Annotated in this window: 12 protein-coding genes and 1 pseudogene; 8 read left to right on the forward strand and 5 right to left on the reverse strand. The window is 45.5% G+C overall.

The window, feature by feature from the left end:
• Window positions 1-60: 60 nt before the first annotated feature.
• The 5 genes from ITG09_22230 (at window position 61) to ITG09_22250 (ending at window position 7,676) form a co-directional block, all read left to right on the forward strand.
• Window positions 61-2,835, forward strand: coding sequence for an insulinase family protein (locus ITG09_22230; protein UPR54099.1), 2,775 nt, complete (start codon window positions 61-63; stop codon window positions 2,833-2,835).
• A gap of 218 nt (window positions 2,836-3,053) precedes the next feature.
• Window positions 3,054-3,536, forward strand: a complete 483-nt coding sequence (locus ITG09_22235) for a hypothetical protein (GenBank protein ID UPR55237.1) — start codon at window positions 3,054-3,056, stop codon at window positions 3,534-3,536.
• A gap of 331 nt (window positions 3,537-3,867) precedes the next feature.
• A complete protein-coding gene (gene secD / locus ITG09_22240) occupies window positions 3,868-5,667 on the forward strand; it encodes a protein translocase subunit SecD (GenBank protein ID UPR54100.1) in 1,800 nt (599 codons plus the stop codon).
• 2 nt (window positions 5,668-5,669) lie between these two features.
• Entirely contained in the window at window positions 5,670-6,608 is a 939-nt protein-coding gene (secF, locus tag ITG09_22245; protein ID UPR54101.1) for a protein translocase subunit SecF, read from the forward strand.
• A 201-nt stretch (window positions 6,609-6,809) separates the two neighbouring features.
• Window positions 6,810-7,676, forward strand: coding sequence for a 23S rRNA (adenine(2030)-N(6))-methyltransferase RlmJ (locus tag ITG09_22250; GenBank protein ID UPR54102.1), 867 nt, complete (start codon window positions 6,810-6,812; stop codon window positions 7,674-7,676).
• A 269-nt stretch (window positions 7,677-7,945) separates the two neighbouring features.
• Here ITG09_22250 and ITG09_22255 read toward each other — a convergent pair whose 3' ends face one another.
• From ITG09_22255 to ITG09_22270, 4 genes are all read right to left on the reverse strand, one after another.
• On the reverse strand, window positions 7,946-8,767 hold the full coding sequence (locus ITG09_22255) for an HNH endonuclease (protein UPR54103.1): 822 nt from the start codon (window positions 8,765-8,767) through the stop codon (window positions 7,946-7,948).
• Window positions 8,768-8,975: 208 nt separating this feature from the next.
• The gene (locus ITG09_22260; GenBank protein UPR54104.1) at window positions 8,976-10,064 is read right to left on the reverse strand and encodes an alkene reductase; all 1,089 of its coding nucleotides are present in this window, start codon (window positions 10,062-10,064) and stop codon (window positions 8,976-8,978) included.
• Between the two features lie 85 nt (window positions 10,065-10,149).
• Window positions 10,150-11,358, reverse strand: coding sequence for an MFS transporter (locus ITG09_22265; GenBank protein ID UPR54105.1), 1,209 nt, complete (start codon window positions 11,356-11,358; stop codon window positions 10,150-10,152).
• Window positions 11,359-11,449: 91 nt separating this feature from the next.
• Entirely contained in the window at window positions 11,450-12,133 is a 684-nt protein-coding gene (locus tag ITG09_22270) for an SDR family oxidoreductase (GenBank protein UPR54106.1), read from the reverse strand.
• A 125-nt stretch (window positions 12,134-12,258) separates the two neighbouring features.
• Between ITG09_22270 and ITG09_22275 the strand changes: the two genes are divergently transcribed.
• From ITG09_22275 to ITG09_22285, 3 genes and pseudogenes are all read left to right on the forward strand, one after another.
• Entirely contained in the window at window positions 12,259-13,182 is a 924-nt protein-coding gene (locus ITG09_22275; protein ID UPR54107.1) for a LysR family transcriptional regulator, read from the forward strand.
• A gap of 234 nt (window positions 13,183-13,416) precedes the next feature.
• A pseudogene (locus tag ITG09_22280) lies at window positions 13,417-14,090 on the forward strand (response regulator transcription factor).
• On the forward strand, window positions 14,074-15,393 hold the full coding sequence (locus ITG09_22285) for a HAMP domain-containing histidine kinase (GenBank protein UPR54108.1): 1,320 nt from the start codon (window positions 14,074-14,076) through the stop codon (window positions 15,391-15,393). The pseudogene ITG09_22280 and the gene ITG09_22285 overlap by 17 nt, the downstream one beginning before the upstream one ends.
• A 150-nt stretch (window positions 15,394-15,543) precedes the next feature.
• Here ITG09_22285 and ITG09_22290 read toward each other — a convergent pair whose 3' ends face one another.
• Entirely contained in the window at window positions 15,544-17,022 is a 1,479-nt protein-coding gene (locus tag ITG09_22290) for a PTS transporter subunit EIIC (GenBank protein ID UPR54109.1), read from the reverse strand.
• Window positions 17,023-17,201: the final 179 nt, after the last annotated feature.

The raw sequence follows: 17,201 nt of genomic DNA on the forward strand, positions 1-17,201 counted from the left end.
TTAAATAATAATCGTTAACTCAATCTGTATATTGTCGATGAATGACATTAAGAGGTTGTTATGAAAACATATTATTTAGCGACGGCATTATGCCTAACTTTGGTTGGCTGTAGCTCAACATCAAAAACTACCGAAAGCTTAATCCAACCGGATCCAGCGTGGAAGTCAGGTCAGCTGGAAAACGGTCTTACCTATCATGTTTATCCTGATCACGAAGAGTCTGTCTCTGTACGTTTGGTCGTGCACGCAGGTTCGATTCAAGAGACTTCTCAACAGGAAGGTTATGCTCACTTTGTCGAGCACATGGCATTCAATGGCAGTAAAAACTTCTCTCAAAACGATGTGATTCGTCTGTTTGAAGATGCTGGTTCTAGCTTTGGTGCGGATATTAACGCCTACACCTCTTATGAAGAGACGGTATACCAGCTAGATTTGCCCGATAACATCGAGTTGCAGTCTGCTTTGACGTGGATGCGTGATGTGGGTGATGGCCTAGACATCGCAAGCTCAGAAGTTGAAAAAGAGAAAGGCGTGATTCTTGGTGAGTTTCGCATGGCTCGCCTTGATGACAAGTCATTCGGAGAGATCTTTTATGACCACTTGATTGAAGGTGGTCCGTATGAATCTCAAGATGCGTTGGGCTCGAAAGCGTCTGTTGTAGAGGCAACGCCTCAAGGCTTAGCTGACTTCTACCAAACTTGGTATCAACCTCAAATCGCCGAGTTAGTGATTTCAGGTGATGTAGATATCAAAACCTTGATTCCATTGATTGAAGAGAAGTTTTCAAGTTGGGAGCGTGGCGACACCCCGAGACCAGAAAAGCAGAAAATGACCTCGTTCAATGAAAGTGATTATGTTGAATACGCAGGAAGAGAAGCGCCGAGCATCACTCTGACGTTCAACCGCGGTTTAGATAGAGTTGAAACTCATGCTCAACAGCATCAACGTTGGTTAGATGAAACCGCACAACAAATCATTCAACAACGACTCGAAGCAGTATTCAATGATGCCGCGCTACCGACGCAATGGGTAGCGTCCGATAACTATCGAATGGGTTCTCTGAATTATTCTTCAATCAGTGTTGGCTTCCCAGCAGGCGGTCGCGAGGTTATCCAACAAGAGATGCTTTCTACATTGGCATCACTGCGTGACTTTGGCGTGTCGAAAACGGATATCGTTGGCGAGCAGCACTACTACCAAGACTTGCTGGATGACATCGAGCATGACTGGGACAAAATGGACAGCGTTGATCACGCGAACTACAAAGCCAGTGCGCTTGTGACTGATCGAATCGTCCAATCTCAGAAAGACTATCAAGCTAGTTTAGAAACCTTCATTGCGAACCTAAACCTTGAGGCGATTAACGACAACATCAAAGACCTGCTTTCTGATGATTACTTCCTTGTTATCGGCTTGGACGATTCTGAAGATAGAGTGGCGGTCATTGACTCTCTAGATAGTCTAAAAGCGACTTACAGCGAAACGGGAGCACAGCCGCTCGCGATTGCGACAGCGAGTGCTTTTGCTGTGCCAAGTTCGCAGGGCGAGGTTGTGCTTGCGGAACAAATGTCCGTCGACCCATACATCCAAAAGTGGATGTTAAGCAATGGCATCGACATGTGGTACCTGCGTGATTATGTGGCAGGTGATGATGTTGGTGTGATGTACATGAGTCTCGGCGGAAAAGCCGCTTTGGATCCAAACTTATCCCCAGCGGTCGAGGTTGCGTTACCCACTTTCGCTCGAAGCGGTGTTGGTGAATTTACGGGGTCTGAGCTTTTAGCGTACTTGGATCGTGAAAATATTCGTGCTGATTCCTTCATTGGCAATACTCGTCATGGTATTGAATTTAATATCACCAAAGACGGCCTTGAAGACACGTTTGCTGCGCTTTATACCTTCATCATGGCTCCTAAAATTAACCCTGAGCAATTAGACGCGGTGAAGCAGGAGTTTGCACAGGGGCAAGAATCTTTCTTGGACAGTCCTGTTGGTCAGTTTGAACGCGCAATAAACCAGAACATCTATGGTCAGGACAGTGGCCACCTGTTTGTTGATAAAGAGCGTGTTGAAGCGGTTTCTGTGGAAGACATCGCTAATCTTCATCAGCAGTTGTTTGGTCAAATGAGACATAACCAATTGGTGGTCGTGGGTGACATCGACCCTAGTGTGTTGAAGCCTTTAGTTCAGAAATATCTAGCTTCGATTCCATTGGAACAAGCGGCTGTGCCGGACTTTAAGGTGGCTTACAAGCAGCCATCAGAATCACGCATTGATCTCGCCATCAACAATGTGAACAGCGCAGAGTACGTCTTACGAGTCATCTCAGAGCCAGCAACCGAAGCCGGTCAAGGCGCAACGGCAAAAGATATCTTCACGGAAAGCTTGCTGGAACGATTGTTGGCGACTCGTTTAGATACTTATATTCGTGAAGAGTTGAGCTTAGATTACTCGCCTTATACGTATTCAGCGTCTGCAGACGGCGAGCTGAGTCATGAGTGGGTCATCGGTGCGATGATAGCGCCAGAGAACGTTGATAAGGTGGAAGTGGCGATCGATAAGGTGATTGCTGACCTTCTACAAGGTGTCTCTGAGGAAGAAATGCGAGCGGTTGTGAAACAGTTTGAAGCAGACTTCACACCGCTTGAGATGAGCTCTATCGACCAAGCGTGGTATGTGTCTCGTTATCTACTTCATGGTTACGACATCGAAGCTTTGTCTCAAGTTGAGCGAGTGGCGAGGTCGATCACTGCGGAAGATATGAATGCGCTAGTGCAACGCATCTTTGGTGACAATAGCCGCAAAGTTAAGAATATCATGCGACCTAAAGTGTAATTAATACAATCGCTTAATGAATGCATTGTTTAAAGCCAAGCCTTGTTGCTTGGCTTTTTCTTTTCTTTAGAACGATGACGCTTAATCGGTTGCATCGTATCATTTTCTAAAAAAATGTTTTAAATCAAGACAGCGTTTCATTTGTATTGTAGATTGACGATCTACGAGAATGTTGTTTGGATATTAGATTGCTTAAACTGGGTACCCGATTAGTCTTAATGTTGTTTTTACTGAGCTTTGGCTTAGTGAATTCTAACGGCTATTCGTTTCCTTCTAAGCCGTTTCAAATCGACTCTGCTCAACAGCAGTCTTTAGCTAATAAACAATCTTCTTCGGAAAAACAATGTAAGCAGGCTGCGGTTGATGATCCATCAGCCTATTTAGAGTGCGATAAAGTTCAGTTGGGCGCCGCGACTGTCGGTGACAGTTCCAACTACCACGATACTGAATCGAGCCTTCAAGCGACCACTTACCGACGTATATTAACCAATGAGCAAGAAAGCGGGGCCGATTTAGAGCCTTCTTATCATCTGCTTATCGACTTTTCTCCTCCTTCTTTGCTGGCCTCTCTGTTGGTCAACACACCTCTGTTGGATCAAAAACAGCACTGGACCAGTATTGTGAGCTCTCCGTCTTCCCGGCTTTCTGGGTGGAAAGAGGGCAACATACAATATTCCCATTTTCGAGATCTTCTTAGCTAATCGTTTGACCCCAAATTGGTCGTATCGATGGTCCACTTGTGCCCGTTGAACTCGCCAGTTAATCAAATATAGCGACACATAATTTTAGCCTCACTATCGTTCAATCAGCTTGTTCTGGTTGCCGCTAGTGGTCGCTCGTGTTCGCAAAACATTAGACATACCAATCGTAGTAAATAAATGGACACCCTAGCTGGTTAAAATGCTCGATAACTGCGTTAGAATTTTTGATTGTAGAATAGCTACTTATCGAAAAATCCTGCCTTGTTCTCAAGCCTTTTTCCTGCGCTAGTGTCGATCATTTATTCACCGTGATTGGTAAAAATAAGAGATCTTGACTGTGAAAAAGCGCATTCCAAGAAAACAAATCAACCACTACGCAAAGTGGAAATACGTGGTGCTTATCGCCACCATCATCATCATGGTTCTAAGTGCTCTACCTTCTTGGTATGGCGAGAATGCTTCGGTTCAGATCAGTAACCGTTCTGAGCAAACTATCGACGCTACTCAGGTAACTCAATACCTTGCGAGCGAGGGCATCCAAGCCAAATCAGCCTTTCAAAAAGACCAACGTTTAGTGGTTATCCTAGAAGATGCCGAGCAACAAGCGAAAGCCAAAGAAGTGCTTAATGAGCGCCTATTGGACAACGCTACCGTTGCGCTTGCTATGGAGCCTGCTGCACCTAAATGGCTGACTGATATGGGCTTTGCACCGATTCAGCTAGGTCTTGATTTACGTGGTGGTGTGCAGTTCCTGCTTGAAGTGGACATGGAACCGGTTTATCACGCACAAGCGCAATCTGTGGTCGACGAGATCACCAGCCAAATACGTTATGCACGCGGTAAAGTGGTGAATAACCAAGTTCAGTTTGATTTCCGTACCGACGCCGATTTCGAGAAAGCACAAAAACTGATTCGTGAAGAGTTCCCACAATGGCAACGTGATCGTTCAGATAAATCACTAACGTTAACTCAGTCTGAAGAAGAGCAAAGAACGCTACGCAACCTAACGGTTCAGCAAAACCTGCAAATCATGCGCAGCCGTATTGAAGAACTAGGCATCACTGAAGCATCGATTCAACGCCAAGGTGAAAGCCGTATCCGTATCGAATTGCCGGGTGTACAAGACCCTGCAGCCGCGAAAGACGTGATTGGTGCTACGGCTTCATTAGCGTTCTACTCTGTGTACGACAACCCAACACGCAATACTCAAACTCTGAAAGATTCAGATGGTAATCGTGTAGTGGTTGCTCGCAAAGCAGTACTGAGCGGTGAACATATTATCGATGCTCGCAGTGGTATTGGTGAGATGGGCAGTGCAGAAGTAAACATCACGCTGGATTCTTCTGGTGGTAAGAAAATGTCTGAGTTTTCTCGCCATAACATTGGTAAGCCAATGGCAACGGTGTACAGCGAATACAGTCGTGATAGAGCAGGCAACAGCAAACAAGACAGTGAAGTGATCAGTGTTGCAAACATTCAATCTCAACTGGGTAGCCGCTTCAGAATCACTGGTGCAGGCAGCATGGCAGACGCACAAGAGCTTGCTCTACTGCTACGTGCAGGTTCATTAACCGCGCCTGTTACTATCATTGAAGAGCGTACCATTGGCCCATCTTTGGGTGCAGAAAACGTAACCAATGGCTTTGCTGCTTTGGCGCTTGGCCTTGGTCTTACTCTAACGTTTATGGCGCTATGGTACCGCCGTCTTGGTTGGGTCGCGAACTGTGCATTGGTGGTTAATATGACCACGTTGTTTGGTTTGATTGCCCTGTTACCGGGTGCGGTTTTAACTCTGCCGGGTATTGCGGGCTTGGTACTGACCGTCGGCATGGCGGTGGACACTAACGTGCTTATCTTCGAGCGTATTCGAGACAAGATGAAAGAAGGACGCAGTTTTGCTAGCTCTATTGATCGTGGTTTCGATAGCGCATTCTCGTCAATTTTCGATGCTAACGTCACCACCATGATCGTTGCTGTGGCTCTATATACCATTGGTAATGGACCGATTCAGGGCTTCGCTCTGACACTGGGCTTAGGTCTTCTAACCAGTATGTTTACGGGCATTTTTGCTTCACGAGCGATCATCAATTTGGTTTGGGGGCGTGACCAACGCCACGATGTAAGGATTTAAGCATGAGTATTTCAAAAATGACTATTTCAGACCGCTATTTTTCAAACAGTAATATGACTCGCCTTCGTAAGGTGATGTCTGCGATATCTATTGTGCTGTTCATGAGCTCTGTGATGCTGGTGGCGGTGAAAGGTTTTAACTGGGGCTTGGATTTCACAGGCGGTGTGGTTGCCGAGGTTCAGCTCTCTGATCAAGTAACCAAAGATGCGTTAAAAACAAAACTTGATACGGCTTTCCAACAAGACGTGCAAGTGGTTGGTATGGCAGAACAAGATCGCTGGACAATCCGTTACAGCCAACTGACAGACGCTCCACAGCCAAACTTAGTGGATGCTTTGTCTTCTGTGAGTGACCAAGTAAAAGTGCTTAACAGCAGCGTGGTTGGCCCTCAAGTAGGTCAAGATATGGTTGACCAAGGTGGCTTGGCGGTATTGGTGTGTTTCCTAATGATAATGCTGTACCTGAGTGTACGTTTTGAATGGCGTTTGGCGTTGGGTGCCCTTGCCGCGATCATCTATGACGTGACGCTTATCTTGGGTTTGTTCGCGTTCACTCAGTTTGAGTTCAACCTGACCGTATTAGCGGCTGTGTTGGCAATTTTGGGTTACTCATTGAATGACTCGATCATCATTGCCGACCGTGTACGCGAAATGCTGCGCGGCAATCCAAACGGTGATACGGATAACCTGCTTAACGAATCGGTTAAAGCGACCTTCTCACGCACCATGGTGACTTCAGGTACAACGCTAATCACCGTATCTTCGCTTTGGCTACTTGGCGGTTCTGCACTGCAAGGATTCGCAATTGCACTGGTGGTGGGTATCGTCAGCGGTACGTGGTCTTCCGTTTCAGTAGGTATCACACTACCTAAACTACTTGGGCTACAGCCTTGTCACTACCAAGTGAAAGCGCCAGTAGAAGTTGAGGGTGAGTACCCTTAGGTTATCTATTGGTTAACAGTACGACTTAGTCAGTAACGTCAACAAAGCCCTTCGTTTATAACAAAACGAGGGGCTTTATTTTTTATAAGAGTCAAACAGTTACAGAAAAGAGAGCCTATTTCAAAAAACGATGGATTGAGCAGGCAAGCCCTCATGATATGAAGTATGTTTAGATGACGTTCGTAGAAATGAGGCAAGGGAATGGAATATCGACATCAATGTCATGTAGGCGACCACGGTGATGCACTCAAGCATCCCGTATTGAGTGCACTTGTTCAGTCATTAATGCAGCAACATTCACGCCTCAATGTTATCGACACCCACTCTGGTACAGGGTGTTATGACCTAACCACAGCACCAAGCAATCATGCGGGTGAGTTTGCTGAAGGGGTCGGGTACTTATGGCGCAACAAGGCTTATCTTCCGCCGGCATTCAGTTCTTTTATGTCGGTGCTTGAATACTACAATCCGAATCAGCTTATCTCTTTGTATCCTGGTTCTGCTGCCATCGCATATCAACAAGGTCGCAGCCAAGATAGCTTCTATTTTTCAGACATCCAGCAAGATGAAGCCGACCTATTGCTAACCAACATTGAGAAGCTGCAACGCGATCTTGATGTTTCAAGTAAGCTCACTATTACCGCGGGTGATGGCTTGAAAGCACTGCCGGACGACATAGCAAAACACGACAACCATCATCTGATTGTTATCGATCCACCCTACGAAACCGATTCTGAATATCTCGCGGTGATCGATGCCTTGGTTAAGGCTTATCAGCAATCTGAGAAGGTATCTGCTCTGATCTGGTATCCACTTTATACGGACGACAAGAGCTCGCTGATTCTTAATCATTGCGTGACAGCGGTCAAAGATGGTTTGCTGCCAAGTCCGATTAAATCTGAATTGCGACTAAGAGATCCCAAGGGTGATGATCGCTTGATCGGCAGTGGTTTGCTGTTGTTCAATCCACCACAAGGCATTGCTGGAACGGTGGCCGATACTCTGGATTACTTACACAGTCAGCTCGCAACCGATGGTGAGGGTTATTGGCAAATGAGAAGTCTATAAACCTGATTTATCTGGGTTTTTTGGTGTTTTTCTAGACGCTGTTCACTAAACTACTGCAATTAATGTGGTTTAAATTGACCAAACGCTAACTTTTATCGATTGATTAATGGCTGTGAATCATTTAAAAATAGAATATCAATGCGCACAGGTGCATACTGGCTCATAAGTTAAATAATTACCCCAAATTAATATCAGATTGTGGTTTACCCCCTAAACTGCATAAGGCTCGCACTAGTCACGCGAGCCTTTCTTTTGCCTGAAGGAAATGTTTACAACAGTTGTTCTTCAATCTTTAGTGCTTTCTCGATGAGTTTCGCATTGAAATCTGCAGCTTCCACTGAGTAATGTGCTTTACGATGGCAAGTCGGACAGAGTGCAATCACGTTTTCAGGACAATCTGCACCACCATCCGCTAACCGTGTCAGGTGATGTACTTCTAGATAAGGACCTGACTTGGTCTCAAAAGGCGACGGCTTTCCACAGCCTTCACAAAGCCCGTTTGCCCTCTTTTTCGCGTAAAGCTTAATGGCTTCACTACGATACTTCACGTGCGTGAGTTGTTCTTTAGGGTCAGCTTGAAGTGGCGTTGAAGCTAAAGCGATGTCTCGTAATTGCTTCAATGATTTACTTTTAGTTGGCTTCGTTAAGTATGAAGCTTTTGGTGTTTGAATGGTATTGTCGACACTTTGTGGGACGATATCTAGATGGAAAACTATTGCATCACGAAGTTGGTCGTTCTTGTCGGGGCGTTGCTCAATGTGATGACAGATGTAGTTGCAGACTCCGACGAATCTAACAAAACCAGTTGAGACAGATTCAAATAAGAGAATCTCTTTAAGGTTGTTTTGGTGTTCAAAGATGGCCAAGTTTCCTTTAACCATCTGCATATCACCTACTTGCCCTTCTCCTGTATATCGGAAAGTGCCGTCTGCACTAAAACCATCAGAGTAGCCAAATTCTTCACCAGCATCGCTAGTGAAGATAAATACATATGGGTGGGCTGCAGGCGTAGCGATACCACCATATTGTTGACCCTTGTAATGACCGTGTATATCTGCGCGTCGATTGTAAATCTGTCCTACGTTGAACAATGGAGAGTCCTCATTTGTCCGTTTGAATTTTAATTGTTATTGATATTTTTATAATTTTAATTCCGTGTAAAATTCAAATATAACAGTGGTTTAAGTTAAAATATGCAAGTGGGTTCTTGGGTGTGAAAAGGTATCGGCTCGGTCACATTTCTAGAGAGGCAAGCCTGCAGGACTCATGCAGGCTTGGTGCTTGTTTAATGCTTTACTATTACAAAGCTGGATAATCGGTATAGCCTTTTTCGTTGCCGCCGAACAGAGTCGCTCCATCAAGATCGGATAGTTCGTTACCGTTTTGTAGGCGTGAAACGAGATCTGGATTCGCAACGAATGGGCGACCAAATGCGACGAGATCCGCGTAGCCTTTACTCAATACTTCTTCGGCGCGTTGTGGCGTGTAGCTGCCTGCGACGATGATGGTGTTGGAGAACAAGGCTCTTAGCTCTATGCGGAAGCTTTCAGGAATAACCGGTGCGTCATCCCAGTCGGCTTCTGATAGGTGCAGATAAGCGATATTACGAGCTTGCAGTTCCTTTGACGCTTCTAAAATCGTTGGCACGATGTCTGGGCAGTTCATGTCTTTGAAGGTGATGAAGGGAGCTAAACGTACGCCCACTTTGTCTGCGCCAATTGCTTCAATGACCGCATCCACGACTTCGATTAGAAAGCGAAGTCGGTTCTCGCGGCTGCCACCATAGTTGTCGGTGCGCTTATTTGAATTGGTTCTTAGGAATTGATCGATGAGGTAGCCATTACCACCGTGGATTTCCACTCCGTTGAACCCTGCCTCGACTGCTTTTTTCGCTGAGTTAGCAAAATCTTGAACAACACGATCAATGTCTGCTTGGGTCATCTCTCTTGGTTGGATGCAATCGACCATGTTGCCATTACCATTCTCGTCAGAAATCCAAACCTGAGTTTCTATTGGAGCCAAAGCTGACGGTGCAATCGGTAGTTCGCCCTTTTGAAAGGTAGGGTGAGATACGCGACCGACATGCCATAGTTGGCAGAATATCGCGGCGCCTTGTTCTTTTGCGGCTGTGGTTACTGATTTCCAACCTTCGATTTGTGCATCGGTATAAACGCCGGGTGTGAATGAGTAACCTTGAGAGTCATCTGAAATTTGTGTGGCTTCAGTGATGATAAGCCCTGCACTGGCACGTTGCTGGTAATAGGTTGCCATCATATCGTTTGGCACGTTTCCAGGTTGGCTAGTGCGAGCGCGAGTCATGGGTGCCATAACGACGCGGTTTTGCAGTTCTAGGCCTTTTAGTTCTGATGTTTCGAATAATTTGTTCATGGTCTCTACCTTTGTGAATTTTTAGCTGCTGTGCCAATGCCAGTTTGAGAATGAATTGGCATTTTGAAGTTTCTGAGTTCTTAAATTACTTAGCTTCTGTTGGTGCGAATATTGAGTTGCTTTGTGGCTTTCCGTTTCGGTTAGCTTTAGCAATCAAGAACAAGCCGATGATAGGAACGACAACGGCTGCGAATGGAATCATTCTTGCGCCTAGTTGGCTGTCGAGTACCATGCCGCCTAGGAAACCACCGAAAGCATTGGCTAAGTTAAAGGCTGAGATATTCGCGGTTGCTGCTAGCTCTTGCCCTTCGCCACCGTGGTTCATTACTCGAAGCTGCATAGCAGGAACGTTCGCAAATGATGCAATGCCAAAGACAAATGCAGCTGCAACGAATAGGATTTTGTTGTCTACAACAAGGCCAACCACAACCAATGAAACTATCATCGCGACAGCCCAAAACATCGATGCTTTGCCTAAATCTTTGTCAGAAGAGCGTCCGCCCAAGGTGTTACCGATGATTAAGCCGACACCCACAATCACTAAGATCCAAGTGACTGACTCTTGACCGTAACCCGTGATGTGCATGGCGATAGGCGCAAGGTAGCCGTAAAGCGTCATGAAGCCAGACCAAGCAAAAGCAGTGATTGCTAAGCTGATGAGAAGCATTGGATTTTTGAACGCCATAAGCTGCGTTTTGATGTCTTTCGCTTCGCTGTGACCTGAAGATTTTATTGACGTTAAGATTGAAATCATGGCGATGGTGCCAAGTGCTGCTACGGTAAAGAAAGTGGTGTGCCAACCGAATTGCAAGCTTACCCAAGTCCCTGCGGGAACCCCAAGAACGTTAGCGAGCGTTAAGCCAGCGAACATCTGACCAACAGCACGACCTGCCATTTTCTCAGACACTAAATTGGTCGCGACAACTGCACCTATGCCATAGAAAGGACCTTGCACTAAGCCTGCGATAACGCGGCTTGCAAGTAGAAGTGGGTAGCTAGGAGCTAAGGCTGACAAGATATTACCGATGATGAACAGAGCCATTAAACCGATTAGCACCATCTTCTTATTAAAGCGCGCGAGGTAGATGGTTAAGATAGGGCCGCCGATAACGATAGCCAACGCGTAAGCACTGATCAGGTAGCCTGCTTGGCCTTCGGTGATCGAAAGGGATGTGGCGATTTGTGGAAGGATGCCTGCGATAACAAATTCAGCCGTACCAATAGCGAACGCCGCGAGTGTTAGTATCCAAACTTGGAATGGGATCTTTTCTTTATGGATCGCTTCTGATTTCATAGTGAAGTACCTGTGTTAATTCTTGTTTGTTAGGACGTTTAGATACACGCCCTAACGATTGTTCTTTGCTTCTTTGCTTCTTTGCGGAGTGTTAGCCGAGTAGAGCACCGCCATCGATGTCGATGATTGACCCCGTTATGTATGGGTTGTTAATCGCGAATAGATAGCCCATTGCGATATCTTTAGCCTCTCCGACTTTGCCTGCTGGTAGATTGTTTTTGGCGTTGTCGTACATGGTTGAACGAGCAGAATCGTCCATGTTTTCGTATGCTTCGGTCATGGTTAAGCCGGGGCTGACGGCATTGACGCGAATCGGTGATAGCTCTTTCGCCAGTATTTTGGTTACGCTTTCTAGTGCGGCGTTGATGGCGGTTTTTACGTAAGTGCCAGCCACTACTTTGCGAGACAACATGCCGGTTGTGAGTGTGATAGAGCCGTTTGGCGTCATGTAGCGTGCGGCATGTTTGGCTACGTTTAAGCTGCCCCAAAACTTAGTGTCAAAAGCTGTCTTAGCGTCTGCGGTTGCTACGTCTGTTACTTTTCCTGCGGGAGCGGACGAGCCAGCCGTTACGATTAAGTGGTCAAACACGCCAATCGATTCAAAGTATTCACAAACCGATTTTTCATTGCTGATATCAACGCCTGTATGTCGGCTGGCAACGTGTACTGTGTTTTCTTCGTTTCTCAATTGCATTGCTAATGCTTTGCCGATACCTGATGTGCCACCAATGATGACAAAAGTGCTCTTTTCTTGGTTCGCTAGTGTGTTGCTCATGGTCTGAATTCCTGCGTGCTCTGCTGATGGTTGTCATTATATTTGTTCGACTAAATTTGATAATTGTCTAAAATATAAATTCATTATTCGATTTAAATGAACAATAGGGCGAGAGCACGAATAGCATGGATAAGTTTTCAGACATGGCGATGTTCGTCAGTATCGTTAAATATCAAGGTTTGGCTGCTGCAGGACGTGAACTGGGTTTATCACCCGCGACCATGACAGCAAGGCTTCAAGCACTGGAAGAACGATATGGTGTGAAGTTGTTGAATCGAAGTACGCGCCATGTGTCTTTGACCGACTCTGGAGAGCTGTATCACAAGGCGTGTTTGGAGATTTTAGACAACGTCAGTGAGGCCGAAAATCTGATTCAAAATGGTGTCAAAGAGGTCAAAGGCCCGCTTAAAATCGCCGCGCCGAAAGACATCGGAAAGCAGTACATTCTTCCTATTCTTTCTGAGTTCTGTCAGCAATATCCTGATGTGATTCCTTACCTCTATTTGAACGATAACCTTTCGAACATTGCTGAATCTGGCATGGATATCGTGGTCCGTTATGGTGAGTTGGTCGACAGCAGTTTGATATCCAGACGTTTGTCACCAAGCCGACGTGTGCTGTGTGCCTCGCCTGAATATCTCGCCAAGAATGGAACGCCGTTGACACCACAAGATTTGGTTGAACATGACTGTTTGGCTATGCTGCGTAGCAATGAAGAACTCAAGACATGGCATTTCCAAGACCACGATATGAAGAAGTCGGTGACGGTTGTGCCGAAGCGATTTTCAGACGATGGCGAAGTGATTCGATACTGGGCATTAAAAGGAGAAGGGATTGCGTTGAAGTCGGTACTTGATGTGCAAGATGACATCAATAACCAACGTCTTGTGACTCTACTTAATGGCTACATGAAGAACTTCAACACCGCGATGTCGGTGTCGAGTGCCGATTTGAACGTGGTGTACATCAGCAAGAAATATCAGCCGAAGCGTATCCGGTTGTTTTTAGATTTCCTGCTCGAACGGTTTGGCGATCTGCTGGTTAAGTAATGCAGTAACAGGCAAAGATTAATTATTGTTAATCTAACGAAAATGAAACATCAATATCGACAAGCGTATACTAAGACTGAACCTCCTTTGAGGTAAACACCTAACATCATTACCGAATTGTGGTTTACCCCCTAAACCGCATCTGGCTCGCATTAGTCACGCGAGCCTTTCTTTTTTCTGACGATAAATTTTTTATTTCCGGTAAAATTTAACGTTGAAGTAAGAGGGCTATCAGTGAAAATACTAATCATCGAAGATGACACCACCACCAGAGAATTTGTCGCGAAAGGGCTAGAGGAACATGGCTATGCTGTCGACCAAGCTGAAGATGGTAAAAAAGGCCTGATGATGGCTTTAAGTTCTGAATATCAGCTCGTCGTTTTAGACCGAATGTTGCCCTATCTGGATGGTATGAAAGTGCTTTCTGCTATCAAAGCCACTGAAGAGCACTTACCTGTTTTAATTTTGAGCGCGATGGATAGCGTGGAAGATCGAGTCAACGGCTTACAAGCGGGCAGTGATGACTATTTGATCAAGCCATTTGCTCTCGCAGAACTGATTGCGCGCGTCGACATCATAATCAATCGAACGAAACGTCAGTCGGTTAGTGAGACTAATTTAGTTTATGATTGCTTAGAAATCGATTTACGTGCACATCGAGTGATGTGTAAAAATCGAGAACTGTTGTTACAGCCTAAAGAGTTTAGTTAATTCAATACTTTGTTGAACACAGCGAACAAGTAGTTTCGAGGATGCGTTTGTTTGAAGCTATCTGGAGCTACCACTTTGACCCGAAAACTAATGTGATTGATGTTCACGTCGCTAATCTAAGACGTAAGTTGGAAGACGCGGGTTGCTCTGATCTTCTTCACACTGTCAGAGGGGCAGGGTATGTCCTTCGCCGATGATTACACGCTTACTCGCTCCTCGGTATTTAAAACACTAGTCGCATTATTCGTCTTGATAACAGTGATCAATGTTATTGTTATTAGGCAAGTTTATAAAGACTCAGACGCTTTTCATCGTGAACAATTGGTCAAACAATTACAGGATGAATCTTCAGAATTCAGTTATGTTGCTCAGCAGAGCAAGGCCGATGTCGAGAAGCTACTCGCGGCAAAACAAACCTCCGATAGCAACTTTTATTACCACTTAGTAGAGCACTCAACTCCCCCCGGTTCACTTCCCATTTATCCCGTGAGATCCGTAGTATCAGAAACGACTGATATTCCCATTGGCGACACCCACAGGTTGGTGATCGGCATTGATCAAAAAGCAGTAGAAGAGTATCGCAATACGCTTATTCCTATCGTATTTTCTGGAATCGTTTTACCTATTGCGGTGATGTTAATAGCCGCTCTGTTTTTTACGGTACTTATCTTAAAACGCTTAGAAAGAGTCAACCAAGCGATGAACCGAGTCTTGTGTGGTGAGAAAAACGTTAAGATTGCGGTATCGAAGCAGGATGATGAGTTCGATATTTTGGCGATTCACCTCAATTTTATGATTGAGCAGATGGCGAAAAATGAAGAGTCATTGAAGTCGTTGACCGTAGGAATGGCACATGACATGCGTACCCCGATGGCTCGCCTAAAGTTGCGCCTTGAAGAGGTGTTGTCTACGTCGGATCTAACAGAAGAACATCAAGAACAGTTCTCTGCTTGCCATGACGAATTGGAACTGATTCTGTCACTATTTAACAGCATGCTTGAAATAACCAAGTTGAATAGTGGCCAAATGCCGATAGAGACCGAGCGTGTTGACCTTGGAAAAGTGGTTCAAGATGCGATTGAATTTATCAGCCCTATTGCCGAAATGAAGCAACAAACCTTGAGTTGTAGACAGGATCAAGACTGTGAAGTTCTCGGGGACAAAAGCCTGCTCTTTCGTGCCGTGTTTAACTTGGTTGAGAATGCTGTGAAGTACACGCCTGAAAAGGGTGAAATTGAAGTCGTGATCGACCTGTTCGGCGTGTCAGTTGCGGACAACGGTATAGGTATCTCTGATAGTGATAAGTTGAACGTATGCCGACCGATGTTCCGAGCGGATAAGAGTCGTACTGAGTTTGGCAATGGTCTTGGATTATCTTTGGTCGATGCGGTAGTAAAGCGTCACAACGCTCACCTTATTCTGCGCGATAACTTTCCAAGAGAAAGCCATCTAAAAGAGAGTCGTCCAGGGTTGCGAGCGCGCCTTTACTTTGAGCGCTGAGCAGCTTCTTAATAAAGATATGTTTTTGATTTTCCCTTAGCTGAAATAGTGAATAAGACAAAGGCCAAAGCTTGTGCTTTGGCCTTTTTATTAACTTGATAGCGCTTCGCATTTTTTCTATTCAGAATGATGCGAAAGCTTGTGTTTGAACTAGCCGGGAACGACTACGCCCGTTAGGTCTTGGCTTTCAGGGATTTGTCTCATTGCATGAGCAACCTCTTCTGCTTCTGTTCCTATAATGACCTGAAGGTTATTAGAACCAATCTTAACCACACCCAACGCTCCAATCGCTTTTAATGCGGCTTCATCAACGACAGTCAGATCATTGACAGATAAGCGTAGTCGAGTGATACATGAATCGATATTGGTTAGGTTCGCATGACCGCCTAGCACTTTAAGGTATTGGGCTGCTTTCTCGTTTGAGCTCACTTCTGCGACTTCTGCAACGTCTACGTCTTCTCTGCCCGGTGTTTTCAAGTCAAACTTGATGATCGCAAAGCGGAAAATTGAGTAATAAATCGCAGCAAAACAGAACCCTTGAAGCACTAGCATGTATGGTTTCATCGCCAATGGCAGATTGTACGATAAGACAAAGTCAATCAAGCCGCCGCTGAAAGTGAAGCCCGCGATCCATTGCATGCTCGCAGCAATATACAGTGAAATAGCGGCTAGGAATGCGTGAATCACGTAAAGCACTGGTGCGACAAACATGAAGGTGAATTCAATAGGTTCTGTTACACCCGTTAGAATCGCAGTAAGCGCTGATGCACCTAGAATACCGCCGACTTTCTTTTTGTTTTCGGGTTTTGCACAGTGGTACATCGCCAAACATGCAGCCGGTAAGCCATAACCCATAACAGGGAAGAAGCCACCTTGATAAATGCCCGTCACACCGAGTTCGCCAGTGCCCGACCAGAACTTAGAAATATCGTTGATGCCAACTAAATCGAAAATAAATACTTGGTTTAGAGCGTGGTGCAGGCCAACGGGAATCAGTAAGCGGTTAAAGAAACCATAGAGGCCTGCGCCTGTCGCACCCATCTCAGAAATTGCGATACCAAAGTCGACAAGTGCGCCATAAACAACAGGCCAAACGTAAACCATGATTAAGCTGATACAAATAGCGGCGATTGACGTCACTATCGGAACGAAACGCTTACCCCCAAAGAATCCAAGAACAGCTGGCAGCTTTATTGTGTGGAATCGGTTGTACAACGTAGCGGCGACAATACCCATCATGATGCCAGTGAATGCACTCACAGCGGCCTTCGATGCGATAAGCTCTGATGTGCCCATTTGATCAACAGGTACACCGGTGATTTGAGATATAACCGCGACATTGCCGACAATCATCTCCACGATGAGCAGGCCGAGTAAGCCTGAAAGTGCAGCGGCGCCGTTGTTATCTTTTGCTAAACCATAAGCCACGCCCACGGCGAATAGCCACGCTTGGTTATCCATAATACCTTTGCCGCCATACACAAGTATGGTTGCTAACGCGCTGTTTGCGCCCCAACCGGTTGGGTCCAACGCATAACCTAAGCCAAGCATTAAACCACCAGCTGGCAGTACCGCGATCGGCACCATCAGTGCTTTACCTATTTTTTGTAAGTATCCGAGTATATTCACTTTTCGTTCTCTCTATATTTCGATTAATACTGGAAGCTTACTTGCACAAGGATTAAGGGCGGGTTGTGTGTAGATTAACGATTGTTAATGTAGGGCGATGTCGTAGTAAAACTGAGAATTATTGAAGATCTTATGGATAAGTTGATTGTTCTGAAAGTGGTAAATTCAAAGCTTCATTA

This window comes from Vibrio cyclitrophicus (genome assembly GCA_023206055.1).
In the GTDB taxonomy this organism is placed as follows: Bacteria; Pseudomonadota; Gammaproteobacteria; order Enterobacterales; family Vibrionaceae; genus Vibrio; species Vibrio cyclitrophicus_A.